Origin of the sequence: Nonomuraea sp. B10E15, assembly GCF_039871615.1 — a bacterium.
Taxonomy (GTDB): Bacteria; Actinomycetota; Actinomycetes; order Streptosporangiales; family Streptosporangiaceae; genus Nonomuraea.
Window position 1 is genome coordinate 18,174 of record NZ_JBDPMB010000018.1, and the last position, 24,277, is coordinate 42,450.

Genomic DNA, 24,277 nt, shown 5'->3' on the forward strand with positions numbered 1-24,277 from the left:
TGGGTCGTCGGGCCGTCGCGCGTGTGGCCAGGCGGAACGACGGGCCACGTGACGCGATGTCCGATTTGTTGTCAAACGTGTGGACTGCACGGTAACCGCCCTGCATGGCATGCTCGATCCCTGGAAGACAGGATTCGAGTGGAAGTGGCGGTAGATGAAACTCCCCCATGCCCTCCCGGTGCTCGCTGTCGTCGTGTCCCTGGCGGCATGCTCGTCGCCGCCGGAGAGGGAGCCGCAACGCGGGCAGGTGGAGCAGCAGCGGGCACCCTCCACGCCCTCGGCCACGCCCTCGGCGAAGCCGACGCCGCAGCGGCGGCCGTACACGATCGCCTTCGGCGGGGACGTGCACTTCGAGGGGATGTTGCGCCCCCGGCTCTCCAACCCGCGCACGGCTCTCGGGCCGATCGCGAGCGTGTTGCGCAAGGCCGATTTATCCATGGTGAACCTGGAGACGGCCATCACCACCGGAGGTACGCCGGCGCCGGGCAAGCAGTACACGTTCAGAGCCCCGCCCAGCGCGTTGAGCGCGTTGAAGGCCGCCGGGGTCGACGTGGCGTCCATGGCCAACAACCACGGCATGGACTACATGGACGACGGGCTGGCCGACACGCTGGCGGCGATCAAGCGCAGCAAGTTCCCCGTGGTGGGGATCGGGAAGGACGCGGCGCGGGCGTACCGGCCGTACCGGAAGACCGTGAACGGCAACCGGGTGGCGGTCATCGGGGCCACCCAGGTCATGGACGCGGAGTTCATCCAGTCGTGGACGGCCACGTCCGGCAAGGGCGGGCTGGCCTCGGCCAAGGACGAGGCGAGCCTGCTCCGGGCCGTACGCAAGGCGCGCAAGAACTCCGACACGGTGATCGTCCACCTGCACTGGGGGACCGAGATGCAGAAGTGCCCCAACCCGGCGCAGCGCTCGCTCGCCCCCAAGCTGGTCGAGGCGGGCGCCGACGTGGTGGTCGGCGGGCACGCCCACATCCTGCTCGGGTCGGGATATCTCAAGAACGCGTACGTCAACTACGGCATGGGCAACTTCGTCTTCTACAACTCCAACCCGGCGACCACGGGCAGGACCGGGGTGCTGACGTTGACGATCAACGGGCGGAAGGTGCTGAAGGACACCTGGACGCCGGCCACCATCCAGGGCGGCGTCCCGGTGCCGATGAAGGGGTCGTCCAGGACGCGGGCGGTCGCGGACTGGAAGGAGTTGCGCTCGTGTACGGGCCTGTCGGCCCGGCCCGGCAAGTGATCCCTCCCGTTGGTATTCTGCTGGACAGTGCGTCCAATAGGAGGTCGCGATGCGGTGGGTCGAGTCCGGTGACGTACGCCTGGCGCTCTTCGAGGAGGGTGACCCCGATCGGCCGACGATCGTCCTCCTCCACGGCTATCCCGACACCCACCGCGTCTGGGACGAGGTGGCCGCGCTCCTGCGCGACCGCTTCCACGTGGTGCGTTACGACGTGCGCGGGGCGGGCAGGTCCTCGGCCCCGCGCGACCGGCGCGCCTACGACTTCGACCACCTGATCGCCGACCTCGGCGCAGTGCTCGACGCCGTGGGCAAGTCCAGGGTCCACCTCGTGGGCCACGACTGGGGATCGCTGCAGGGCTGGGAGGCCGTCGCGCGGGAGGGCATCCGTGACCGGGTGGCCTCGTTCACCAGCCTGGGCGGGCCAGGGCTGCGGCAGATGCGGCATTTCATGCGGCACGGGCGGCGGCGTGACGTCGCGGCGCAGCGGACGAGGTCGTGGTACATCGGCGCCTTTCTGCTGCCCGCGCTGCCCGAGCTGGCCTGGGGCTCCGTCATGCCGCGGATCGTCACCCGCGCCCTGCTCGGCGAGGGCGTCACGCCACGGCCGGGGCATCCGGCGCCCACCCTGGCCGAGGACGGGCGCAACGGGCTCTGGCTCTACCGGCGCAACATGGCCGCCACGCTCGGCGACCCGGGCCTCGACCCGAGCGTCTCCGACGTGCCCGTGCAGATCATCGAGGCCACGCGGGACCGGTTCGTGACGCCCGCGCTGCCGGCCTCGTTCGACCGGTGGGTGAGCGGGTTGTGGCGCCGCAGGCTCGCGGCCGGGCACTGGGCCCACCGCAGCCGTCCCGGCGCCGTCGCCGGGATGATCGCCGAGTTCGCCTGCCATGTCGAGGGCGCCCGGGCCGGCACGGCGTTGCGGCGGGCGCGGGTGGGGAGCGGGCGAAGGAGGTTCGGCGGGCGGCTGGTGGTGGTGACGGGGGCCGGGTCGGGGATCGGGCTGGCGACGGCGCGGGCGTTCGCGGCGCACGGCGCCGAGGTGGTCTGCGCGGACATCGATCTCGCCGCCGCCCGGCGGGCCGCCGAGACGATCGGGAAGGACCTCGGGGGTACGGCACACGCGGTGCGGGTCGATGTCGCGGATACGGAGGAAATGGAGAACTTCTCGCGAAATATCATCGCCCAATATGGAGTGCCGGACATTGTGGTGAACAATGCCGGAATCGCGGTCGTTGGATCGTTTCTCGACCACACCGTGGACGACTGGCGCAGGACCGTCGACATCAATCTGTGGGGCGTTGTGCACGGATGCCGCCTGTTCGCCGCCGCCATGGTCGAGCGCGGCCAGGGCGGCCACATCGTCAACATCGCCTCCCTGGCCGCCTTCGCGCCCTCACGGCTGCTGCCCGCGTACTCCGCCTCGAAGGCCGCGGTGAAGATGCTCAGCGACTGCCTGCGGGCCGAGCTGGCCGGGCACGACATCGGGGTGAGCGCCATCTGCCCGGGCTTCGTCTCCACGGCCATCGCCCGCAACGCCATGTACACCGGTGCGGACCTGTACGACGACGCCGTACGCGGCCTGGCGCGGCGCGGATATCCACCCGAGCGCGTGGCCGCGCACGTTCTGCGTGCGGTGCACAGAAATCAGGCGGTCGTTCCGGTCAACCTGGAAGGAAAAATCGGATACGCCCTATCGCGGATTTCGCCACGGGCGATGCGCGGGCTGGCACGGTTGACCGGAACCACGTCGGTATCCAGAAATCGCGGGTAACGATCGCACGTACGGGAGAAGATGATTCCGTGTCCTCGCCGCAAATTGATGAAGACTGCAGCCAGCCCAAAGCACTCAGGCGGCAACCCGCACAGCGCCGCAGCGCCCGGCGCGTCGAGCGCATGCTCGACGCCTGCGCCGAACTGCTCGACGAGACCGGGTACGAAGCCCTGTCCACCACCCGCATCGCCGAGCGGGCAGGCGTGGCGATCGGGTCGGTCTACCAGTTCTTTCCCGACAAGCGCGCGATCACGCAGGAGCTCACCCGGCGCAACGTCGAGGAGTTCGTCCGCCGGGTCGACCGCAAGTTCCTGGAGGAGGACCACCGAGGGTGGTGGGAGGCGGTCGACGCGATCATCGACGAATACGTCGACATGCACCGCACGGTCGCCGGCTTCAAGAGCCTGCACTTCGGTGACGTCGTCGACCTCAACCTGCTCGACTCCGACTCCGACAACAACACCGTGATCGCCGGGCGGCTGCGCGGGTTGTTCCTGAAGGAGTTCGGCCTGGCCGACAGCCCCGAACTCGACCTCGCGGTGCTGGTGGCGGTCGAGGCGGGCGACGCGGTGCTGAAACTCGCCTTCCGCCGCGACCCCGACGGGGAACCGGAGATCATCGAGGCGGCCAAACACCTGATCCGCGGCTTTCTCTCCCGCCAGCTGCGTTCATGGTCGCCGCACGACTGAGCGCTCAGTGGCCGCCCGCGTACGGCGGCTCCGTCACCAGACCGGGCAGCCAGGCGGGCACGTCGTCCGGCTGCCAGTGCCGCCGCTGGCCGAGCGCGGCCGTCGGCAGTTCCTCATAGCCCGGCGCGGCAGGCGTGCGCAGGCACGGCCCCGGGTAGGAGACGGGACGCGCGTCCCTGGCCTCCCTGATGTGCAGGCGGGTCTCCAGGGCGCGCAGGCTGCGCTCCGCCGACTCGATGGCCTCGAGACGTGCCGACAGATAGCCGGCGAGGCCGGGGACGAGGGCCGACAGTACGACAGCGCAGGCCAGCGTGAAGGTCATCTGCTTGGACACGCCCATCACGGCCCCCTTCGCTCGCTTGACAGCGGAGCATCTGCTATATGCCCTGTGACCTGCACGAACACGCTCAGGGGGCGCAGAGTTGGGCGAGTCGTTACCGATTTGTGAGTGTGTGGATTGGCCAGGCAAACGGCCGGGCGGCTCGGTAGTCTCGCGGTGTGGCGCATGTGACCCGTGAGCACCTTGATCGTCTGCTTGAGCAGGCTCTATTGGCCGACGACCACGATTCCCTGGCCAGTCGGCTCTACGACGTCGCGCTCGACTATTCCTCGGGCGACGTCTCCCGGGCTTCCATCCTGGTCCTCGCCGCCGAGGAGTGGCGGGCGGCGGGCCAGCCGGCGCGCGCGATGGAGTGTTTCCAGCGCGCGGTCGAGGACGGTGGCGAGGCGGGTTTCGACCCGCGTGCCGGCATCGCCGACACGCTCTTCGAGCTCGACAGGCCCGACGAGGCGAGGGAGGTCATCGAGACGATACGCGCCGAGGGCGACGTCTCCACGGCGACCGCCCACACGATCGCCGAGACGCTCGTCGCCTACGGAGACCTCCGGGGTGGGCTCGAATGGGCCACCCAGGCGGTCCTCGACTGCGACGAGAACGACCCCGAGCAGGTGGCGCTGCTGCGCACCCGCTACCGCATCAGGGTCGATCTCGGGCTCCCGGAGGACGAGCTCGACGAGATGGTCTCCTGACCCGATCGCCTCGCGCGACGTCGCGGCCCGTCCCAGGGCGGGGCCGCCGGTGGCCGGAGTTCGCTGCGGCATGCCCGCAGAACAGCGCCGCAGAACAGCGCCGCAGAACAGGGGCCGCAGAACAGGGCCCGCAGAACAGGGCCCGCAGAACGGCGGCAGGATGCGAAGGGGCCGCGGCCGGACGGCCGCGGCCCCTTCGGTTATGGAGATCCGGGCGCGGCAGGCACGTTCCGCGCCCGGACGAGATGGCCGGACTGCGCGCTCACCGCAGGCCGAGGCCGTCGGTGACCCCCGTGACGCCCGGCACCGCCGACCGGCCGCCGGTCAGCATGGAGGTGCCCTCGACGCTCTCCACCGCCTTCGGCAGCAGCACGCCGATGACGTCCTCGCCGACCTCGCGGACGGGCTTGTCCAGGTCCTTCGGCGACCGGATGCGGGAGCCCGCGATGCGGTTGCTGTGGGCGGCCTGGCCGAGCGACATCTCCGCCGGCAGCTTGGCCAGCAGCGGCGTCTCGGGCAGGGACGGCAGGGAGGGCAGCGCCGGCACGCTCGACAGGGTCGACACGTCCTTCATGCCGGCCCGGCCCGGCACCGTGGGGAACACCACGGGCGAGGCGGAAGTCAGCATCGGCATGCCCCAGGTCGCCGCGACCCCGCCGATGTCGGCGCCGCCCAGCGCCGACTTTCCGGCGGCCAGGCCCGTCAGGCCCAGCTGCCTGGCCAGCCGCCCGGTCGCCATGGCCAGCTTGCCCGACTCCTCGGCGACCATCCGGCTGCCGCCAGTGCCGCCGTCGTTGATGTCCACCCTCGACTGCTCGTGGCAGAAGGACAGGGCCGAGTCCGGCGACAACACGACCGGCTTGGTGTTCGAGCAGGAGTCAGCCGTCGAGGGGGTCGCGGCCCACCACGTGACACCAGCGGTCACCGCCGCCACCGCGAGGATGCTTCGGACTTTCTGGGATGACACTGCACGTCCCCCTGATCGATTTCGCTGATCTGACGAACGCTGAACGTAGCCAGCCGGCCGGCCGGGGGAGCGCGGCTTGTCCGAAGTGTGGGGCGAACCTTACCCAGCTCCATGCCGCATGACCGCGGCATGACACGCCGGAGCTCGCGGAGCCCGGAAACCGTTCGGGTCTCCGGGCTCCCGGCCGGGCCTCAGCCGCGCTGGATGAGCAGCTCGTCGTCGCCGAGCTCCACCATGACCTTGTCGCCGTCGGCGATCTCGCCCGACAACACCGCCTTGGCCAGCTTGTCGCCGATGGCCGACTGGACCAGGCGGCGCAGCGGGCGGGCGCCGTACATCGGGTCGTAGCCCGTCAGCGCCAGCCACTCGCGGGCCGCCGGCGTGACCTCCAGCGTCAGCCTGCGGTCGGCCAGGCGCTGCGCCAGGCGGTCGACCTGCAGGTCGACGATGCGTGCCAGCTCCTCGGAGCCGAGCGCGTCGAAGAGGATCACGTCGTCGAGCCGGTTGAGGAACTCCGGCTTGAACGAGTTGCGCACCGCCCCCATGACGGCCTCGCGCTTGGCGCCGTTCTCCAGCTTGGGATCGACGAGGAACTGCGAGCCGATGTTGGAGGTGAGGATCAGGATCGTGTTGCGGAAGTCGACCGTGCGGCCCTGGCCGTCGGTCAGCCGCCCGTCGTCGAGCACCTGCAGCAGGATGTCGAACACCTCGGGGTGGGCCTTCTCCACCTCGTCGAGCAGCACCACGGTGTACGGGCGCCGCCTGACGGCCTCGGTGAGCTGGCCGCCCTCCTCGTAGCCGACGTAGCCGGGGGGCGCGCCGACGAGCCTGGCCACGCTGTGCTTCTCGGAGTATTCGCTCATGTCGATGCGGGTCATCGCCCGCTCGTCGTCGAACAGGAACTCCGCCAGCGCCTTGGCCAGCTCGGTCTTGCCCACACCGGTCGGCCCGAGGAACACGAACGAGCCCGTCGGCCTGTCGGGGTCGGCGATGCCGGCCCGGCTGCGGCGTACGGCGTCGGAAACGGCCTGTACGGCCTGCTGCTGGCCGATGAGCCGCCTGCCCAGCTCCTCCTCCATGCGCAGCAGCTTGGCCGTCTCCGCCTCCAGGAGCCGCCCCGCGGGAATGCCGGTCCACGACGAGATCACCTCGGCGATGTCGTCGGCCCCGACCTCCTCCTTGACCATGGTGTTGTCGGGCTGCGCCGCCTCGGACGCGGACTTCAGCACCTGCTCCAGCCGCGGCACCTCGGCGTACATGAGCCGGGACGCGGCCTCGAAGTCGCCGTCGCGCTGGGCCCGCTCGGCGGCGCTCCTGGCCTCGTCGAGCTGCTTCTTCAGCTCGCCGACCTTGTTGAGCCCGGCCTTCTCGTGCTCCCAGCGGCCGACCAGGGCGTTGAGCTCCTCCTGGCGGTCGGCCAGCTCCTGGCGCAGGCGTTCGAGCCGCTGGACGGAGGCCTCGTCGGTCTCCTTGGACAGCGCCAGCTCCTCCATCTTCATCCGGTCGACGTTGCGCTGGAGCTGGTCGATCTCCACGGGACGGGAGTCGATCTCCATGCGCAGCCGCGAGGCGGCCTCGTCGACCAGGTCGATGGCCTTGTCGGGGAGGAAGCGGTTGGTGATGTAGCGGTCGGACAGCGCGGCGGCGGCCACCAGCGCGCTGTCGGCGATCTGCACCTGGTGGTGGGCTTCGTAGCGGCCCTTGAGCCCGCGCAGGATGGCGATCGTGTCCTCGACCGTGGGCTCGCCCACGTAGACCTGCTGGAAGCGGCGCTCCAGCGCGGGGTCCTTCTCGATGCGCTCGCGGTATTCGTCGAGCGTGGTAGCGCCGATCATGCGCAGCTCGCCGCGGGCCAGCATGGGCTTGAGCATGTTGCCGGCGTCCATCGCGCCCTCGGCGGCCCCCGCGCCGACGACGGTGTGCAACTCGTCGATGAACGTCACGATCTGCCCGTCGCTCTCCTTGATCTCGGAGAGCACGGCCTTGAGCCGCTCCTCGAACTCGCCGCGGTATTTCGCGCCCGCCACCATCGCGCCCAGGTCGAGCGAGATCAGCCGCTTGTTGCGCAACGATTCGGGCACGTCGCCGGCCACGATGCGCTGGGCCAGCCCTTCGACGACGGCGGTCTTGCCGACGCCCGGCTCGCCGATGAGCACCGGGTTGTTCTTGGTGCGGCGGCTGAGCACCTGGATGACGCGGCGGATCTCGGAGTCGCGGCCGATGACCGGGTCGAGCTTGCCGCCCCTCGCGTGCTCGGTCAGGTCGACGCCGTACTTCTCCAGCGCCTGGTAGGTGTCCTCAGGGGTCTCGCTGGTGACGCGGGCGTGGCCGCGTACTTTCTCGAAGGCGTCGAGCAGCGCCTGCGGCGTCGCGCCCTGAGCCTTCAGCAGGTCGGCCACGGGTCCGCCGTCGGCGGCCAGGCCCACCAGCAGGTGCTCGGTCGAGACGTAGAGGTCTTCGAGCCGGTTGGCGTGCTGGGCGGCGGTGTTCATCACCGTCAGGAGGTGGCGCGAGCTCGACGGCGCCCCCACGGTCGCGCCCTGCGCCTTCGGCAGCGTTGCCAGCTGCTCCTCCGCCCGCGCCCGCAGCGCGCGCCAGTCGGCGCCGACGGCTTCGAGCAGCGGCACGGCGGTGCCGCCGGTCTGGGAGAGCAGCGTGGTGAGCAGGTGAACGGGGGCGATCTCGGGGTTGCCCTCGGCGGCGGCACGCCGCATGGCACCCGAGAGCGCCTCCTGGCTCTTCTGGGTGAGCTTGTAGTCCATCTTTTCTAGGCCCCCGGTGGCAGCTCGTAGCGGATCAGCGCTCGGACCATCCGCATCTCGGCACGCAGGCGGTGAACCTCCTCCCGCAGCCGCAGCGCTTCGTTCTCGAGCTCGAGAATCCGCTTGATGCCCGCGAGGTTGATGCCCTCCTCCTGGGAGAGCCGCTGCACCTCGCGGAGCTGGATGATGTCGCGTGTCGAGTAGAGGCGGCCGCGCCCCGCGGTGCGGCCGGGGCTGACCAGCCCCAGCCGGTCGTACTGGCGCAGGGTCTGGGGATGCAGCCCCGACAGCTGCGCGGCCACCGAGATCACATAAACGGGTGTGTCATCTGACAGGTCGAAATAGTTGGCGTCCATCGGCTACTCGCTTCTGGCTCGCTGAATGAGCTCAGCGCGTGGGTCCTCACTGGCGTTGGCGGTGTTGAACTCGGTGAGGAGCTCGCGCGACTTGTCGTCGAGCGTCTTCGGCACCACCACTTCGACTGTCGCGAGCATGTCGGCCTTGGTGCCGTCTTTGCGGGTGACGCCCCTGCCGCGCACGCGGAACGTGCGGCCGTTGGGCGTGCCCGGGGGGATGCGCAGCGTCACCGGCATGCCCTTGAGGACGGGCACCTTGATCTCGGCGCCCAGAGCGGCCTCCGTGAACGTCACCGGGACGGTGATCGTCAGGTTGTCGCCCGACCGGCCGAACACGGCATGCGGTTTGACGTGCGTCTGGATGTAGAGGTCGCCGGCGGGGCCGCCGTTCTCGCCCGGGGCGCCCTTGCCCTTGAGCCTGACCCGCTGGCCGTCGGCCACCCCCGCGGGGATGCGGGCCTGGATGGTGCGGGTGCTCTTGGCCCGGCCGTTGCCCTCGCACACGGGGCACGGGTCGTCCACGATCAGCCCGCGGCCCTTGCAGTCGCGGCAGGGCTCGGAGAAGGCGAAGTTGCCCAGGTTGCGGCTGGCCGCCCCGGTGCCCTCACAGGTGGGGCAGACCCTGGGGGTCGTGCCCGCCCTGGCGCCCGTGCCGGTGCACGCGGCGCAGGCGGCCGAACTCGTGAGCCTGAGCGACACCGTGGTGCCCTCGGCCGCTTCGGTGAACGTCAGCGTCACCTCGGACTCGACGTCCTGGCCGCGCCGCGGCCTGGACGTGGTCGAGGTGCGGGTGGAGCCGCCCCGGTTGAACAGCCCGCCGAACAGGTCGCCGAGCCGGTCACCCGCGCCTCCGCCGGAACCCGGCTGCGCCGTGCCGCCGAACAGGTCGCCGAAGTCGAACGGGAACCCGCCACCGCCGCCGGCCCGCTGGCCGCCCACCCCGGACCCGAACAGCGTGCGCGCCTCGTCGTACTCCTTGCGGCGCTTGCTGTCGGACAGGACGTCGTACGCCTCGGAGACCTCCTTGAACTTGGTCTCCTTGGTCGCGTCGCCCTTGTTGGTGTCGGGGTGGTATTGCCTGGCCAGCTTCCGGTAGGCCTTTTTGATCTCGTCGGCGGTGGCGGTCTTGGGCACACCAAGGACGGCGTAGTAGTCCTTCTCCAAGTAGTCCTTGGTGCTCATCTACGGCCCTTCGTCCTCGTGTCAGTTGTCGTCGTCATCGGACGCGGGGGTGGCGTCCTCGGGCTCGGCGACGGCCACCCGCGCCGGGCGTAGCACCCTGTCGCCCATCCGGTAGCCGAGCTGCAGCACCTCGACGGCGGTCGGCTCGGTCACCTCGGTCGAGTAGCTGTGCATCAGCGCCTCGTGGACCGTCGGGTCGAACGGGTCGCCCTTCTGTCCGAAGGGACTGAGCCCCAGCTTGGTGAGCACCGCTTCCAGGGACTCCGCCACCTTCGCGAAGCCTCCGGTCAGCTCGCCGTGGTCGCGGGCCCTTCCGATGTCGTCGAGCACGGGAAGGAGCTCTGTCAGCGCCCCCGCGACCGCCTGCTCGCGGACCGCCACCCGGTCGCGCTCGACCCGCCTGCGGTAGTTGGTGTATTCGGCCTGCAGCCGCTGCAGGTCGGCGGTCCGCTCGGCGAGCTGGGCCGCCAGCTCGCCGTTCTGCGCCTGCGGCGCCTCGGCGGGCGCCTCCTGCTCGTCGGCCGGGGCCTCGCGCACCTGGCCCGTCTCGGGGTCGATCTTGCGGTTGTCGCGGATCACTGGCTCCTCGTGCCCGTTTTCACGCGCCGGCATCACTTGTCCTTCTTCGGCTGGTCTTCGTCGACGATCTCGGCTTCGACCACGTCGTCATCGGCCTTCTGGCCCTCCTGACCGGACGCGGCGTCCTGCGGGGCGCCCTCGCCGCCGGCCTGCTGGCCCTGGCTCTGGGCGTAGATCGCCGAACCCATCTTCTGGCTGACGGTGGCGAGCTTCTCCGCCGAGGTGCGGATGACGTCGGTGTCGGTGCCTTCCAGAGCCTTCTTCAGCTCGGCCAGGGCGTCGTTGACCTCGGTCTTGATCTCGCCGGGGACCTTGTCGTCGTTCTCGCGGAGGAACTTCTCCGTCTGGTAGGCGAGTCCGTCGGCGTTGTTGCGGACCTCGGCCTCCTCGCGGCGCTTCTTGTCCTCCTCGGCGTACGACTCGGCCTCGCGCATCATCCGCTCGATGTCGTCCTTCGGCAGCGCGGAGCCGCCGGTGATCGTCATCGTCTGCTCCTTGCCCGTGCCCAGGTCCTTGGCGGAGACGTTGACGATGCCGTTGGCGTCGATGTCGAAGGTGACCTCGATCTGCGGGATGCCGCGCGGCGCCGGGGCGATGCCGGTCAGCTCGAACGTCGCGAGCTTCTTGTTGTAGGAGGCGATCTCGCGCTCGCCCTGGTAGACCTGGATCTGCACCGACGGCTGGTTGTCCTCGGCCGTGGTGAAGACCTCGGAGCGCTTGGTCGGGATCGTCGTGTTGCGCTCGATGATCTTGGTGAAGATGCCGCCCTTGGTCTCGATGCCCAGCGACAGCGGGGTCACGTCGAGCAGCAGGACGTCCTTGACCTCGCCCTTGAGCACGCCGGCCTGCAGGGCGGCGCCGATGGCGACGACCTCGTCGGGGTTGACGCCCTTGTTGGGCTCCTTGCCGCCGGTCAGCTCCTTGACGAGCTCGGAGACGGCGGGCATGCGGGTCGAGCCGCCGACGAGCACCACGTGGGCGATGTCGGCCACCTTGATGCCGGCGTCCTTGATGACCTGGTTGAACGGGCCCTTGGTCCGCTCGAGCAGGTCGGCCGTCAGCCGCTGGAACTCGGAGCGCGTCAGCTTCTCGTCGAGGTGCAGCGGACCCTCGGCCGAGGCCGTGATGTAGGGCAGGTTGATGTTGGTCTCGGACTGGCTGGACAGCTCGATCTTGGCCTTCTCCGCCGCCTCGCGCAGGCGCTGCAGGGCCATCTTGTCCTTGGCCAGGTCGACGCCGTGGGCGTTCTGGAAGCGCTTGACGAGCTCGTCGACGACGCGCTGGTCCCAGTCGTCGCCACCGAGGTGGTTGTCACCGGAGGTGGCCTTGACCTCGACGAAGCCGTGGCCGTCCTCCTGGCCGACGTCGAGCAGGGACACGTCGAAGGTGCCGCCGCCGAGGTCGAAGACCAGGATGGTCTGGTCCTGCTCCTTGTCGAGCCCGTAGGCGAGGGCCGCGGCGGTCGGCTCGTTGATGATGCGGAGCACGTTGAGGCCCGCGACCGTGCCGGCCTCCTTGGTGGCCTGGCGCTGGGCGTCGTTGAAGTAGGCGGGGACGGTGACCACCGCGTCGGTGATCTTCTCGCCCAGGTAGGCCTCGGCGTCCTGCTTGAGCTTCTGCAGGACGAAGGCGCTGATCTGCTGCGGCGAGAACTTCTTGCCGTCGATCTCCTGGGACCAGGTGGTGCCCATCTCCCGCTTGACCGACCGGATCGTCCGGTCCACATTGGTGACCGCCTGGCGCTTGGCGACCTCGCCGACCAGGACCTCGCCGTTCTTCGCGAAGGCGACCACGGACGGCGTGGTCCGCGAGCCCTGCGCATTCGCGATGACGGTGGGCTCACCGCCCTCGAGGATCGAGACGACGGAGTTGGTCGTCCCAAGGTCGATACCTACCGCACGTGCCATGAGTGAGTCCTTGTGGTCAAAGTTGAGTCTGGCAGACTCAAGCTAACGGATGTGTGTCGTCTTTGGCAAACGACTTGAGCCTACTCGACTCAACCCTCATGAGCGCCGAGACATTCCCGCAACAAAGGCCACATCACGCGCAACGGGGCAGCGGGTTCTGAGGTTCCGCGCCCCGCGAACCCCCGGCGCCGCGGGGGTGCGTCGCCGGGGGTTCGCGGGGCGGGCTGCTCGCGTTACGGCTTGGCGCCGTCCACCACCTTGCGCTCGCCGAGCGGCTTCTTGAGCTTGACCGTGGTGGTCTTCTCGATCGCGATCATGATGCAGGAGACGTTCTTCGCCTTGGGGGACGTGCCCTCGTACAGGGTGACCGTGACGCGCTTGGACGTCTCCTTGACCTTGACGCGGTCCAGCACCGTGCAGGGCTCCACCCCCGACTCCCACGTCAGCTGGAGCTCCTTGCCCTTGGCGACCGGCTTGGCCTTGGCCCAGCGGGCCTTGTGCACGTTGATGGCGTCGCCCGTCGGCTTGACCTGCTTGGGCCCCTTCGGGGGCGCCTTGCTGGGCACGGTGCCGACCGGGTTGGACACGACGGGCGGCTTGTCCTGGCTGGGGGAGGAGACCCGCTCGGCAGGCTGGGCCGTGCCGCAACTCGTCGCCAGCATCAGACATCCGGCCAGAAGGGGCGCTGTCATTGTCCGCATACCCCTACCACGGATCCCGCCGGCCGACGGTTCACCATAGTCTGGTCATGTGCTCCGTCAGGCATTGCTCGCTGTCTCCAAGAGCCGGCGCGCCGAGCGCCTCATCGCCGCGTCGCCGCTGACCAGGGATGTGGTCAGGCGCTATGTCGCCGGCGACGTCGGCGGCGCGGTCGACGAGCTGTCCCGCAGGGGGTTGCGCGTCTCCGTCGACCACCTCGGCGAGGATGTGACCGGCCGGGTCCAGGCCGAGGACACCGTGATCGCCTACCTGTCGCTGCTCCGCCTGCTGCCGGCGGGCGCCGACGTTTCGGTCAAGCTCACGGCGCTCGGGCTGCGGCTGTCGGAGGAGCTCGCCTTCGACCACGCCGCGGCCATCTGCAGGGCCGCGGCGGCCAGGGACGTCACCGTGACGCTCGACGCGGAGGAGCACGACACGATCGCCATGCTGCACGCCGTGCACGCCGCGCTGCGCAAGGAGCACCCCGACGTGGGCGTGGTGGTGCAGGCCTACCTGCCCGACTCGCTCGACCGCTGCGAGCAGCTCGGCGACGCCAGGGTGCGGCTGTGCAAGGGCGCCTACACCGCTCCCGGCGCCTACACCTCCACCGCCGACATCGACCGCTCGTTCGTACGCTGCCTGAAAGTGCTGATGGCCGGCGCCGGCTATCCCATGGTCGCCACCCACGACCCCAGGCTGGTGCGCATCGCCTCGACACTCGCCGTGCTCGACGGCCGCGACCCGGCCGGCTTCGAATACCAGATGTTGTACGGCGTGCGCCCCGACGAGCAGGCCCGCCTGGCGGCCCTCGGTTTCACGATGCGCGTCTACGTCCCCTACGGCGCCGACTGGTATCCCTACCTGATGCGCCGGCTGGCCGAGCGCCCCCGCAACCTGGCCTTCTTCCTGCGCTCCCTGCTGTCGCGGGGCTAGCCCGCGATGCCGGGGACGGGCCGGTAAGCTGCATCAGCGTCTATTCCTCGAGGGGCGGAAATGATCGCGATTCTGGGCACGGGCAAGATGGGCGAGGCGCTGCTGTCCGGGCTGCTGCGCGCCGGCTTCATGCCCGGCGACATCATGGCCACCACGCGCAGGGCCGAGCGGGCGCAGGCGCTGCGCGAGACCTACGGCGTGCGCACCGTCACCAACTCCGAGGCGGCCAAGGCGGCCGACACGCTGGTCCTCGCCGTCAAGCCCCAGGACATGGCCACGCTGCTGGCCGAGATCGCCCCCTACGTGCCCGCCGACCGCCTGGTGATCACCGCCGCGGCCGGCATCACGACGTCGTTCGTGGAGCAGCGGCTCGGCGTCGAGGTGCCCGTGGTCAGGGTGATGTCCAACACGCCCATCAAGTTCGACGAGGCGATGAGCGTGATCTCGGCGGGCGCGCACGCGGGCGAGGAGCATCTGAAGCTCACCGAGGCGCTGCTCAGCCCCGTCGGCAAGGTGCTGCGCATCCCCGAGTCGCAGCAGGACGCCGCCACCGCGCTCTCCGGCAGCGGCCCCGCCTACTTCTTCTACCTCGTCGAGGCCATGGTCGACGCGGGCATCCTGCTCGGCATGCCGCGGGCGGCCGCGCTCGACATGGTCACCCAGTCCATCGTCGGCGCCGCCGTGATGTTGCGCGACTCGGGCGAGCACCCGGTGATCCTGCGCGAGGCCGTCACCTCTCCTGGCGGCACCACGATCGCGGCCATCGCCGAGCTCGAGCGCCACAGCGTGCGGGCCGCGTTCCTGGCCGCCATCGAGGCGGCCCGCGACCGCGGCCGCGAGCTCGCCTCCGGCTGACCGCTCAGGCGTCGCGCCGCCGCAGCAACACGGCGCCGACGATCATGGTCACGGCGATCCAGGCGAGATAGACGCCGAAGCCGCTCCACGGGCCGCGCGAGGCGTTGCGGACCAGCGGGACGGCCACCTGCATGCCCGCGTTGGTGGTGAAGTGGTCGGCCACCGTCCGGCTCACCTCGCCCGGCAGCATGCCGGCGATCTGGGGCAGCACCAGCATCAGCGCGATGGCCGAGACGATCGCGCCGGGCGTGTGGCGTACGAGCGTGCCCAGCGCCAGCCCGAACAGGCCGCACGCGGTGAGGTAAAGGCCGCAGCCCACCACCGCCCGCACGGCCTCCGCCATGTCGAGCGAGGGCGGCTGGGTGATGGCGACGCCCACGGCGAGCGAGGCGGCCGACGCGAGCGTGCACACGACCAGGGAGGTGACCGTGAACACCACGATCTTGCCGGTCAGCAGGCTCATCCGCCTGGGCACGGCCATCAGCGACGTGCGGATACCGCCCGTACGGTATTCGCTGGAGATCACCAGCACGCCCAGCGTGGCGATGGACAGCGACGCGAACATGATGCCTGTCAGGCTCAGCATGACGGTCTGGGCGCCGGGGATGGCGTCCTCGGTCGAGCCCCTGGCGGCGGAGGCGATGAGCGTGCCGATGCCCAGCATCAGCCCTGCGGTGACGGCCAGCGTCCACATCGTGGAGCGGACCGAGCGGATCTTGGTCCATTCGGACCTGAGGATGTCGATCATGAGGTGAACTCCAGGCTGTCCTTGGTCAGCTCCATGTACGCCGCTTCCAGCGAGGGCTGCACGAACGTCAGCTCCGCCAGCGGGATCCCGGCCCGCGCGGTGAGCGTGCCGATCTCGACCGGGCTCATCGCGGTCACCCGCAGGTGGTCGTGGTGGAGCTCGCCCACCTTGATCAGCTCGGCGACCTCGGCCAGCCGGGGCGAGCGCACCCGTACGTAGCCCTGCGAGCTGCGCCCGATGAACTCCTCCACGCTCGTGTCGGCGATCAGCATGCCCTTGCCGATCACGATCAGATGGTCGGCGGTCTGCGCCATCTCGCTCATCAGGTGGCTGGAGACGAACACCGCGCGGCCCTCGGCCGCCAGCTCGCGCATGAACGTGCGGATCCACAGGATGCCGTCGGGGTCGAGCCCGTTGACGGGCTCGTCGAACAGCAGGATCTCCGGGTCGCCGAGCAGCGCGGCGGCGATGCCCAGGCGCTGCGACATGCCCAGCGAGAACCCGCCGATCCGGCGCCCCGCCACCTCGCGCAGGCCCACGGCCTCCAGCACCTCGTCCACCCGGCCGTTTTGGATGCCGTTGCTCTGCGCGATGGCCAGCAGGTGGTTGCGGGCGCTGCGCCCGCCGTGCACGGCCTTGGCGTCCAGCAGCGCGCCCACCTTGCGCAGCGGGTGCCGCAGCTCGGCGTACGGCAGCCCGTCCACGAGCGCCGTGCCGCCCGACGGCCGGTCGAGCCCCAGGATCATCCGCATGGTCGTGGACTTCCCCGCGCCGTTGGGGCCGAGGAAACCGGTCACCCGGCCGGGCTCGACGTCGAACGACAGGTCCGACACGGCTACGGTCTTGCCGTAGCGCTTGCTCAGGTTCGTTGCCCGTATCGCGGTCATGATCCCAGCGTGCCGTCGCGCGAGGTCGTGTGCCTCCTGCGCGGGAACCGCTTCCCGCGCGGGGGTCTGGGAGCCTGGTCCTACTCTCCCGGGTGGACGAGCGCCGCCTCGTAGGCGACGATCACCGCCTGCGCCCGGTCCCTTACGCCGATCTTGGCGAACAGGTTCGTCACGTGGTTCTTGACGGTCGAGGGGGACACGGACAGGGCCGCGGCGATCTCGGCGTTCGACCGGCCGCGGGCGATCAGCACGAGGATCTCCCGCTCGCGCTCCGTCAGACCGGCCACCCCGGCGGGCGCCGGGCGCCGGGGGCCCGCGTCCAGGGCTCCTGCGGCTCGTACGAACGTGCCGATCAGCCTGGTGAGCAGGCGCGGCGCGACGGCGGACTCGCCCCGGTGCACCACGCGCACGCCCTCGATCAGCTCCTCGGGGGAGACGTCCTTGGGCAGGAAGCCGCCCGCGCCCGCCCTGAGGGCCGCGACCACGTTCTCGTCCAGGTCGAACGTGCTCAGCGCGAGCACCCGGACCTCCGGCAGCTCCGACGTGATCAGCTCGGTCGCGCGAACCCCGTCGAGGCCCGGCATGTGCAGGTCCATCAGCACCACGTCGGGGCGCAGCCGCCGGCTCAGGTGCACCGCCCGCTCGCCGTCGCCGGCCTCGCCGACGACACACATGTCCGGCTGGGCGTCGAGCATCAGCTTGAAGCCCACGCGCACCAGCGCATGGTCGTCGGCCAGCAGCACTTCGATCACGGTGTCTCCAGGGGGATGCGGGCGTGTACGCGGAAACCTCCTTGCGGGGCGCGGGGCCCTGTGGAGAGCTGGCCGCCGCACAGCGCCACCCGCTCGGCCATGCCTCCGAGCCCGAACCCCGGCGACCCGGTCCCCTTCGTGCTGCCGTCGTCGACCACCTCGACCTCCACGGCGTCCGGTTCGTACGCGAGCCGCACGCTCGCCCGCGCGCCGGGTGCGTGCTTGCGCGTGTTGGTCAGCGCCTCCTGCACGATCCGGTACACCGCGTGGTCCACGACGGCGGGCAGCGCGACGGGCTCCCCCTTGACGGTCAGGTGCGCGGGCAACCCCGCCGACCTGGCCTCCTTGATCAGCGTGGGCAGCCGCTCGGCCCCCACCCCCGTGGCGGCGTCCGGCCCTTCCTGGCCGTCGGCCCTGAGCACGTCGAGCAGGCGGCGCATCTCGGACATCGCCTGGCGGGCGGTCTGCTCGGCGCTTTCCAGGGCGTCCCTGGTGACCTCCTGCTCGGCTGGGAGCGTGGCCCTGGCGCCGCCGACCAGGGCGTTGATCACGGTGATGTGGTGGGCGACCACGTCGTGCAGCTCCCTGGCGATGCGCCGCCGCTCGGCGCGGACCGCGGCGTCGGCGGCGTCGCGCCTGCCGCGTTCGTTCAGCTCGGTCCTGAGCCGGACGAGCTGCCCGACCCCGACGGGCACGCCGATGTTGAACAGGGCCGCGGCCCAGCCACCGTTGACCTGGTCCAGCTCCAGCACTGTCGCGTAGGCGACGATCGCCGCCGCGGAGGCGATCGCGGTCGTGCGGCCGGCGGTGTAGCGGCCCAGGCTGTAGTAGGCGATGAGCGCGGGGACGTTGCTGGACGGCGCGACGTCCGCCGTCACGCCGACCGCGTTGATCGCGGTGACCAGCGCGGTGACCAGGACCGGCCGGTGGCGCCGCATGAGCAGGAGCATGACGGCGACCAGGTACGGCAGCGCGGTCAGGGCGAGCGCGGTCCTCTCCATGACGAGCATGACGGGGATCCCGATGATCCCGGGGGAGCCGAGCACGATCACCAGCGTCCTGTCGAAGACCTTGGGACGCCGGAAGAAGCGGATGAGCCTGAGTAAGGACCGTGCTGGGCGCACGCTAAGACACTAAGTCACGAATCGGTGCGGTCGCGGGGAGATGTCCACCGGATGAACCCGGGCTACAACGAGGTGTCTGCGCTGCGGTAACGTCGGCGGGACAGGGCGATCGCGGAGGGGTGGCATGAGCCGGTCGACACAGGTGATCTGGGACGACGCTCTCACCTCCTACGATTTCGGCCCCGGCCATCCGCTCGCCCCCGTGCGGGTCGAGCTGACCATGGCGCTCGCCCGCGAGCTCGGCGTCCTCGACAAGGTCGAGGTGGCCGGATGCGTGCCCGCCACCGACGACGAGCTGGCCATGGTCCACGAGCGCGACTACATCGAGGCCGTCAGGCGCGTGTCCGCCGACGGCCGGCCCGATCTCGGCGCCGGGCTCGGCACCACCGACAACCCCGCGTTCAAGGGCGTGCACGACGCCTCCGCGCTGATCGCCGGCGCCTCACTGGCCGCCGCCCGCGCGGTCTGGGAGGGCTCGGCCGAGCACGCCGTCAACATCGCGGGCGGGCTGCATCACGCGATGCCCGCCACGGCCAGCGGGTTCTGCGTCTACAACGATCCCGCGCTGGCGATCGCGTGGCTGCTGCGCCAGGGTGCGGGCCGCATCGCGTACGTCGACGTGGACGTGCACCACGGCGACGGCGTGCAGGCGGCGTTCTACGACGACCCGAGGGTCCTGACGATCAGCCTGCACGAGAGCCCGCGCACGTTGTTCCCCGGCACCGGGTTCCCTCATGAGACCGGCGCCGACGGCACCGCCGTCAACGTGGCGCTCCCCGCCGGCTGCGGCGACCCCGGCTGGCTGCGGGCCTTCGACGCGGTCGTGCCGCCGCTGCTGCGCGAGTTCGGGCCGGAGATCCTGGTGACGCAGCACGGTTGCGACAGCCACGCGCTCGACCCGCTGGCCAACCTGATGCTCAGCCTCGACGGCCAGCGCACCGCCTACTCCGCCCTGCACCGCCTGGCTCACGAGACGGCGGGCGGCCGGTGGATCGCGACGGGCGGCGGCGGTTACGAGCTGGTGCAGGTGGTGCCGCGGGCGTGGACACATCTCATCGCGGAGCTGGCGGGCCATCCGATCGATCCGGCCACGCCGACGGGCGCGGAGTGGCGCCAGTTCGTACGCGATCGCACCGGCGAGACGGCGCCGCTGACCATGACCGACGGGCGCCATCCGGAATTCAACGACCTTTCCGGTGGTTATGACCCATCTGACCCCATTGACCGTGCGATCATGGCGACCCGAAACGCGGTCTTCCCCCTGCACGGGCTCGACCCCCTGCCCTGACGAGGAAGAAAAGCAGTGCTGAGCCGCGACGAACTCCGAGAGCACCTTGTCCAGAGCCGCATCGCCGGCGATGTCGCGACCTCCCGCGAGAACAACCTCGACCACTACAGTTCCCTGGCCAACGGCGATCCCTACTACATGCTGGGGCTCACGTTCGACCAGCCGTGGTCCTACCGCGACATCCTGGCGCTGATGGCGAAGTCCGCAGGCGTGGTCTCCGACCCGTCGCACCGCTGGGGCCAGGACACCATCGACCCCGACCTGACGATCGACGCGGTCGACGCCATGGCCGAGCGCGTCGCCGCCGTGCTGTCGCGGCCCTGCCCGTCCGTGTTGTTCGCCACCGGGCACCCGACCGGCCTGCTCGCCGTGCACCTGCCGCTGGCCAGGCTCTGCGCCGAGCGCGGCGCGCGGTTGCTGACCCCGGGGGAGGGCTGGACGTACTCCGGGTCGGGGTTCGCCCGGCCGCGGCAGATCCGCTATCTGCAGGGCGTCGCGATGCTCGACGACAAGGGCGGGTTCGTGCACACCCACGACGCCGACCCGATGCGCCACATGTTCTCCGAGCTCGACGGCGAGCTGCCCGATCTGGTTATCGCCGACCACGGCTGGGCAGGAGCGGCGGGAGAGGCAGGTGCGCCCACTGTGGGGTTCGCCGACAGCAATGACCCGGGGTTGTTCGTCGGTGAGGCTGAAGGGAAGATTGACGTAGTAGTGCCACTTGACGACAATGTGCTACCGCGATATTACGCTCCGTTGACGGAGCGGCTCGTCACTCTGGTCTCACGAGCCCTTCACGTCTAATTCGGTCCTCCCCATACCGTCTTTTCGCGCCTGCATTCCAAGAGGCTCGCCGTCCCTTTGCCAACTTTTGGCGGCGCTCCGGCGACTCTTATGTGTGGCAACTTGGACAGTTCCAACGTCCGGGTGAGGTGCTCGACCCGGCTGCTGGCCAGCGATTTTGCTGGTTCGGCTGACAGGTGGCTCCGTTGACTGAGAAAATAGGGGGTTTGCGCACTCGGAGTCCCGACTTACGCTGACGGCAGTACACGTGCGTGAGCAATGGCACCAGTGGGGATAACCCGTAAACACGTGCGGAAGAGGCGTCCGATGGGTGCAGGCGAAAGACCTCTCAGTGAGGTGAAGTTCCTGACCGTTGCTGAAGTGGCCACGGTCATGAGGGTGTCCAAGATGACGGTGTACCGGCTCGTCCACTCTGGCGAGCTGCCGGCCATCCGAGTCGGCCGGTCGTTCAGGGTGCCTGAGCAGGCGGTACACGACTATCTGCGGGAGGCCTACATCGAGGCTGGTTAGCGTAGCGACGTGGACGACCATGTCGTGAGTGCTGTCGCGGGAGAGGCCCGGTCGCCATAAGACGCGACCGGGTGCTCACCCCCCCAATGGGCGATCTACCGCCGATCGCCGGTAGTCTGTGAGCCGGTGTGCGCTCGCACTCCGTTCAGACTTAGTCACGACCTGGGGGTCCCGTGGGCTCTGTGATCAAGAAGCGCCGTAAGCGGATGGCGAAGAAGAAGCACCGCAAGCTGCTCAAGAAGACGCGCATCCAGCGGCGCAACAAGAAGTAACACCGACGCAGCTGCGAGGCGCTGATGACCCACACTGTGCTCGTCACCGGGGTCTCGCGCCACATAGGCGCCCGGGTGGCGAGCGAACTTGCCGCCGACCCGGACATCGGCCGTGTCATCGGAGTGGACACCGTGCCGCCCCCCTCGCTCACGCGAGACGGTGGCATCTCGCTCGGACGGACGGAGTTCGTCCGGGTGGATCTGCGCAGCCCCGACATCGCGCAGGTGATCGCGGCCGCGGACATCGGCACCGTTGTGCACATGAGCCTCGTCAGCGCTCCGTCAAGGAGCGGCGGCAGGGCCGCCATGAAAGAGCACAACGTCATCGGCACCATGCAACTGCTCGGTGCCTGCCAGCGGTCGGCGACCGTGCGGCGCGTGGTGGTCCGCTCCACCACCGCCGTCTACGGCTCGTCGCCGCGCGATCCTGCGGTGTTCACCGAGGACCTGGAGCCGCACGACGGCCCCAGCCACGGCTACGCCAAAGACGCGGTCGAGGTCGAGGGCTACGTCCGGGGTTTCGCTCGGCGCCGTCCTGACGTGACGGTGTCGCTGCTGCGCTTCGCCAACTTCATGGGTCCCGGCGTCGACTCGCCGTTGACGCGCTACTTCACCCAACCGGTGTTGCCGACCGTGCTCGGCTTCGACCCCCGGCTGCAGTTCGTCCACGAGGACGACGCGGTCGAGGTGCTGCGGCGGATGGCGACAGAGGATCACCCCGGCACGTTCAACGTGGCCGGGGTGGGCGTGTTGCTCCTGTCGCAGTGCACGAGAAGGGCGGGGCGGCCGTCGCTGCCGCTGCCCGCGCCCGCCTTCACGACGCTCGGCAGCGCCGCGCGCGGGCTCGGTCTGGTCGAATACTCGCCCGAGCAGCTCAGGCTGATGAGCCACGGACGGGCGGTCGACACCTCCAGGCTGGAGAACGAGCTCGGGTGGAGGCCCAAGTTCACGACCGCCGCGGCCTTCGACGACTTCCTGCGCTCGCGCCGCCTGCAGCCGTTCGGAGGTGCGCGGAGTTGAGCGTTCCCGACGAGGACGACGCTCGCGTCATCCCCATCAGCGCGGCGCCGTCCTACACCGGCGAGCCAGAGCCCCTGGCGAAGCTCCTGGCCTTCCTGCGCAGGCGCATCAGCGGCGACTACGACGTCGACGAGTTCGGCTACGACGCCGAGCTGACCGACAAGGTCGTCCTGGAGCTGATCAGGCCCCTCTACCACCATTGGTTCAGGGTGGAGACGGCCGAGCTGAAGAACATCCCGGACGAGGGCGGCGCGCTCGTCGTCGCCAACCACTCCGGCACGCTGCCCGTCGACGCGCTGATGTTGCAGGTCGCCCTGCACGACGAGGCGGGCAGGGCGCTGCGGCTGCTCGGCGCCGACCTGGTCTACCAGCTGCCGCTGCTCAGCCACCTGTCCCGCAAGACGGGCCACACGCTGGCCTGCCGCGAGGACGCCGACCGGCTGCTGCGCAAGGGTGAGCTGGTCGGCGTGTTCCCCGAGGGGTTCAAGGGCGTCGGCAAGCCGTTCTCCGAGCGCTACAAACTGCAGCGGTTCGGCCGTGGCGGCTTCGTGGCCTCGGCCATCCGTGCCGGGGTGCCGATCGTGCCCACCGCGATCGTCGGGGCTGAGGAGATCTATCCCAAGCTCGGCGACCTGAAGTTCCTTGCCCGGCTGCTCGGCCTCCCCTACCTGCCGATCACGCCGTTCTTCCCGCTGCTCGGGCCGCTCGGCCTGGTGCCGCTGCCGTCGAAGTGGGTGATCGAGTTCGGCGAGCCGATCCGCACCGACGACTACGAGCCGTCGGCCGCCGACGATCCCATGCTGGTCTTCAACCTCACCGACCACGTGCGCGAGGTCATCCAGCAATTGCTCAACGAGCTGCGGTTGCGGCGCGGGCCGGCTTTCCCGCTCCTTCTCTGACCGCCCGGTCTCGCACGGGCGAGGGCGCCTATGCGCTGGCCGGCTCGAGCGGGTTGCGGCGAGCTCTCCGTGACCGGCCTTCCGCCGGGGGGACAGGTCGTCAGCCCTGCGTGCGGTAGTGCCTGCGCAAGGCGATGCCCGCGGCGACGCCGCCCGCCACGGCGCCCACGCCCGCGGCGATGGGCAGCGCCGTCAGCGTGGCCTTGCGGCCGGTCCTGAAGTCCCTGATCGGCCAGTCGTGCTTCTTGGCGTATTCGCGCAGCTCGCTGTCGGGGTTGATGGCCACGGCGCGCCCGACCAGCGACAACATCGGCAGGTCGTTGGCGGAGTCGCTGTAGGCCGTGCACTGGGTCAGGTCGAGCCCCTCCCTGCGCGCCAGCGCCCTGACCGCCTCCGCCTTGGCCGGGCCATGGAGCAGGTCGCCGACCAGGCGCCCGGTGTAGACGCCGTTGCTCGACTCGGCGACCGTGCCGAGCGCGCCCGTCAGCCCGAGCCGCTGCGCGATGACCCTGGCCAGCTCGACGGGGGTGGCGGTGACCAGCCAGACCCGCTGGCCCGCGTCGAGGTGGCTCTGCGCGAGCGCCCGCGTGCCACCCCAGATGCGGTCGGCCATGACCTCGTCGTAGATCTCCTCGCCGAGGCGTACGACGTCGTCGACCTTGGCGCCGGCGACGAACGCGAGCGCGGTCTCCCTGGCCACCGCGATGTGCTCGGGGTTCTCGTTGCCGCGCAGCCGGAACACCGCCTGCCCCACCGCGAACTTGAACAGGTCGGACGTGGTGAACAACCCCCGGGTGGCCAGCCCGCGGGCGAAGTGGTAGATCGAGGCGCCGCGCATCATCGTGTTGTCGACGTCGAAGAAGGCCGCCGACTGGAGGTCGGGCTCGACCGGCGCGACGGTGACCGCTGCCTGTGCCGCGGCCTCGCCGGCGGCCTGGGGCTCCGTTTCGTGTCGTCGTCGCATTAGCCGCCACATGCGCTTCAGCTTATCG

At 70.1% G+C, this 24,277-nt stretch carries 24 protein-coding genes and 1 pseudogene; 12 read left to right on the forward strand and 13 right to left on the reverse strand.

Annotated elements, in window-relative coordinates; translation table 11 throughout:
- Nucleotides 1-154 precede the first annotated feature (154 nt).
- The 3 genes from ABGB14_RS35960 to ABGB14_RS35970 are packed head-to-tail and all read left to right on the forward strand — an operon-like array spanning nucleotide 155 to nucleotide 3,712.
- Entirely contained in the window at nucleotides 155-1,249 is a 1,095-nt protein-coding gene (locus tag ABGB14_RS35960; RefSeq protein ID WP_347648316.1) for a CapA family protein, read from the forward strand.
- A gap of 49 nt (nucleotides 1,250-1,298) precedes the next feature.
- A complete protein-coding gene (locus ABGB14_RS35965) occupies nucleotides 1,299-3,023 on the forward strand; it encodes an SDR family oxidoreductase (protein ID WP_347648317.1) in 1,725 nt (574 codons plus the stop codon).
- Nucleotides 3,024-3,052: 29 nt separating this feature from the next.
- Nucleotides 3,053-3,712: a TetR/AcrR family transcriptional regulator gene (locus tag ABGB14_RS35970; protein WP_347648318.1), complete on the forward strand. Its 660-nt coding sequence runs from the start codon at nucleotides 3,053-3,055 to the stop codon at nucleotides 3,710-3,712.
- A gap of 4 nt (nucleotides 3,713-3,716) precedes the next feature.
- On the opposite strand, the gene ABGB14_RS35975 is transcribed toward ABGB14_RS35970, so the two are convergent.
- Nucleotides 3,717-4,052 carry a hypothetical protein gene (locus tag ABGB14_RS35975; RefSeq protein ID WP_347648319.1) on the reverse strand — a complete coding sequence of 112 codons (336 nt, stop codon included), beginning with the start codon at nucleotides 4,050-4,052 and terminating at the stop codon, nucleotides 3,717-3,719.
- Nucleotides 4,053-4,210: 158 nt separating this feature from the next.
- Between ABGB14_RS35975 and ABGB14_RS35980 the strand changes: the two genes are divergently transcribed.
- Nucleotides 4,211-4,741 (forward strand): tetratricopeptide repeat protein, encoded by a 531-nt coding sequence (locus ABGB14_RS35980; RefSeq protein ID WP_347617259.1) that lies wholly within the window; start codon nucleotides 4,211-4,213, stop codon nucleotides 4,739-4,741.
- Between the two features lie 262 nt (nucleotides 4,742-5,003).
- Here ABGB14_RS35980 and ABGB14_RS35985 read toward each other — a convergent pair whose 3' ends face one another.
- From ABGB14_RS35985 to ABGB14_RS36015, 7 genes and pseudogenes are all read right to left on the reverse strand, one after another.
- Nucleotides 5,004-5,666, reverse strand: coding sequence for a hypothetical protein (locus tag ABGB14_RS35985; RefSeq protein ID WP_347648320.1), 663 nt, complete (start codon nucleotides 5,664-5,666; stop codon nucleotides 5,004-5,006).
- A gap of 233 nt (nucleotides 5,667-5,899) precedes the next feature.
- On the reverse strand, nucleotides 5,900-8,470 hold the full coding sequence (gene clpB / locus ABGB14_RS35990) for an ATP-dependent chaperone ClpB (RefSeq protein WP_347648321.1): 2,571 nt from the start codon (nucleotides 8,468-8,470) through the stop codon (nucleotides 5,900-5,902).
- Nucleotides 8,471-8,544: 74 nt separating this feature from the next.
- Nucleotides 8,545-8,826 (reverse strand): annotated as a pseudogene (locus ABGB14_RS35995) (helix-turn-helix transcriptional regulator); the annotation flags it as partial.
- 3 nt (nucleotides 8,827-8,829) lie between these two features.
- Complete coding sequence (dnaJ, locus tag ABGB14_RS36000) at nucleotides 8,830-10,008, reverse strand: molecular chaperone DnaJ (protein WP_347648322.1); 1,179 nt, start codon at nucleotides 10,006-10,008, stop codon at nucleotides 8,830-8,832.
- 21 nt (nucleotides 10,009-10,029) lie between these two features.
- Nucleotides 10,030-10,620 (reverse strand): nucleotide exchange factor GrpE, encoded by a 591-nt coding sequence (gene grpE, locus ABGB14_RS36005; RefSeq protein WP_347648323.1) that lies wholly within the window; start codon nucleotides 10,618-10,620, stop codon nucleotides 10,030-10,032.
- On the reverse strand, nucleotides 10,620-12,494 hold the full coding sequence (gene dnaK, locus ABGB14_RS36010) for a molecular chaperone DnaK (RefSeq protein ID WP_347617254.1): 1,875 nt from the start codon (nucleotides 12,492-12,494) through the stop codon (nucleotides 10,620-10,622). The genes grpE and dnaK overlap by 1 nt, the downstream gene beginning before the upstream one ends.
- A 233-nt stretch (nucleotides 12,495-12,727) precedes the next feature.
- On the reverse strand, nucleotides 12,728-13,186 hold the full coding sequence (locus ABGB14_RS36015; protein ID WP_347648324.1) for a hypothetical protein: 459 nt from the start codon (nucleotides 13,184-13,186) through the stop codon (nucleotides 12,728-12,730).
- A gap of 58 nt (nucleotides 13,187-13,244) precedes the next feature.
- Here ABGB14_RS36015 and ABGB14_RS36020 point away from each other — a divergent pair, with 58 nt between their 5' ends.
- Nucleotides 13,245-14,126, forward strand: a complete 882-nt coding sequence (locus ABGB14_RS36020; protein ID WP_347648325.1) for a proline dehydrogenase family protein — start codon at nucleotides 13,245-13,247, stop codon at nucleotides 14,124-14,126.
- A gap of 60 nt (nucleotides 14,127-14,186) precedes the next feature.
- A complete protein-coding gene (gene proC / locus ABGB14_RS36025; RefSeq protein WP_347648326.1) occupies nucleotides 14,187-14,981 on the forward strand; it encodes a pyrroline-5-carboxylate reductase in 795 nt (264 codons plus the stop codon).
- Nucleotides 14,982-14,985: 4 nt separating this feature from the next.
- On the opposite strand, the gene ABGB14_RS36030 is transcribed toward proC, so the two are convergent.
- The 4 genes from ABGB14_RS36030 to ABGB14_RS36045 form a co-directional block, all read right to left on the reverse strand.
- Nucleotides 14,986-15,729 (reverse strand): ABC transporter permease subunit, encoded by a 744-nt coding sequence (locus tag ABGB14_RS36030; RefSeq protein WP_347648327.1) that lies wholly within the window; start codon nucleotides 15,727-15,729, stop codon nucleotides 14,986-14,988.
- Nucleotides 15,726-16,616: an ATP-binding cassette domain-containing protein gene (locus ABGB14_RS36035; RefSeq protein ID WP_347648328.1), complete on the reverse strand. Its 891-nt coding sequence runs from the start codon at nucleotides 16,614-16,616 to the stop codon at nucleotides 15,726-15,728. The genes ABGB14_RS36030 and ABGB14_RS36035 overlap by 4 nt, the downstream gene beginning before the upstream one ends.
- An 80-nt stretch (nucleotides 16,617-16,696) precedes the next feature.
- Complete coding sequence (locus tag ABGB14_RS36040; RefSeq protein WP_347648329.1) at nucleotides 16,697-17,368, reverse strand: response regulator transcription factor; 672 nt, start codon at nucleotides 17,366-17,368, stop codon at nucleotides 16,697-16,699.
- Nucleotides 17,365-18,492, reverse strand: a complete 1,128-nt coding sequence (locus ABGB14_RS36045; RefSeq protein ID WP_347648330.1) for a histidine kinase — start codon at nucleotides 18,490-18,492, stop codon at nucleotides 17,365-17,367. The genes ABGB14_RS36040 and ABGB14_RS36045 overlap by 4 nt, the downstream gene beginning before the upstream one ends.
- A gap of 124 nt (nucleotides 18,493-18,616) precedes the next feature.
- Between ABGB14_RS36045 and ABGB14_RS36050 the strand changes: the two genes are divergently transcribed.
- The 6 genes from ABGB14_RS36050 to ABGB14_RS36075 all read left to right on the forward strand — a co-directional run bounded on the left by ABGB14_RS36050 (nucleotide 18,617) and on the right by ABGB14_RS36075 (nucleotide 23,285).
- Complete coding sequence (locus tag ABGB14_RS36050; protein ID WP_347648331.1) at nucleotides 18,617-19,780, forward strand: acetoin utilization protein AcuC; 1,164 nt, start codon at nucleotides 18,617-18,619, stop codon at nucleotides 19,778-19,780.
- Nucleotides 19,781-19,795: 15 nt separating this feature from the next.
- Nucleotides 19,796-20,584, forward strand: a complete 789-nt coding sequence (locus tag ABGB14_RS36055; protein WP_347648332.1) for a phosphatase — start codon at nucleotides 19,796-19,798, stop codon at nucleotides 20,582-20,584.
- A gap of 306 nt (nucleotides 20,585-20,890) precedes the next feature.
- Complete coding sequence (locus ABGB14_RS36060; RefSeq protein ID WP_026214222.1) at nucleotides 20,891-21,094, forward strand: helix-turn-helix domain-containing protein; 204 nt, start codon at nucleotides 20,891-20,893, stop codon at nucleotides 21,092-21,094.
- Nucleotides 21,095-21,267: 173 nt separating this feature from the next.
- A complete protein-coding gene (locus ABGB14_RS36065; RefSeq protein WP_018654693.1) occupies nucleotides 21,268-21,366 on the forward strand; it encodes an AURKAIP1/COX24 domain-containing protein in 99 nt (32 codons plus the stop codon).
- A 24-nt stretch (nucleotides 21,367-21,390) separates the two neighbouring features.
- Complete coding sequence (locus ABGB14_RS36070; protein WP_347648333.1) at nucleotides 21,391-22,386, forward strand: NAD-dependent epimerase/dehydratase family protein; 996 nt, start codon at nucleotides 21,391-21,393, stop codon at nucleotides 22,384-22,386.
- Nucleotides 22,387-22,415: 29 nt separating this feature from the next.
- Nucleotides 22,416-23,285, forward strand: a complete 870-nt coding sequence (locus ABGB14_RS36075) for a lysophospholipid acyltransferase family protein (protein ID WP_347648489.1) — start codon at nucleotides 22,416-22,418, stop codon at nucleotides 23,283-23,285.
- A 100-nt stretch (nucleotides 23,286-23,385) separates the two neighbouring features.
- Here ABGB14_RS36075 and ABGB14_RS36080 read toward each other — a convergent pair whose 3' ends face one another.
- A complete protein-coding gene (locus ABGB14_RS36080; protein ID WP_246083048.1) occupies nucleotides 23,386-24,249 on the reverse strand; it encodes an HAD-IB family hydrolase in 864 nt (287 codons plus the stop codon).
- Between the last annotated feature and the right edge of the window lie 28 nt (nucleotides 24,250-24,277).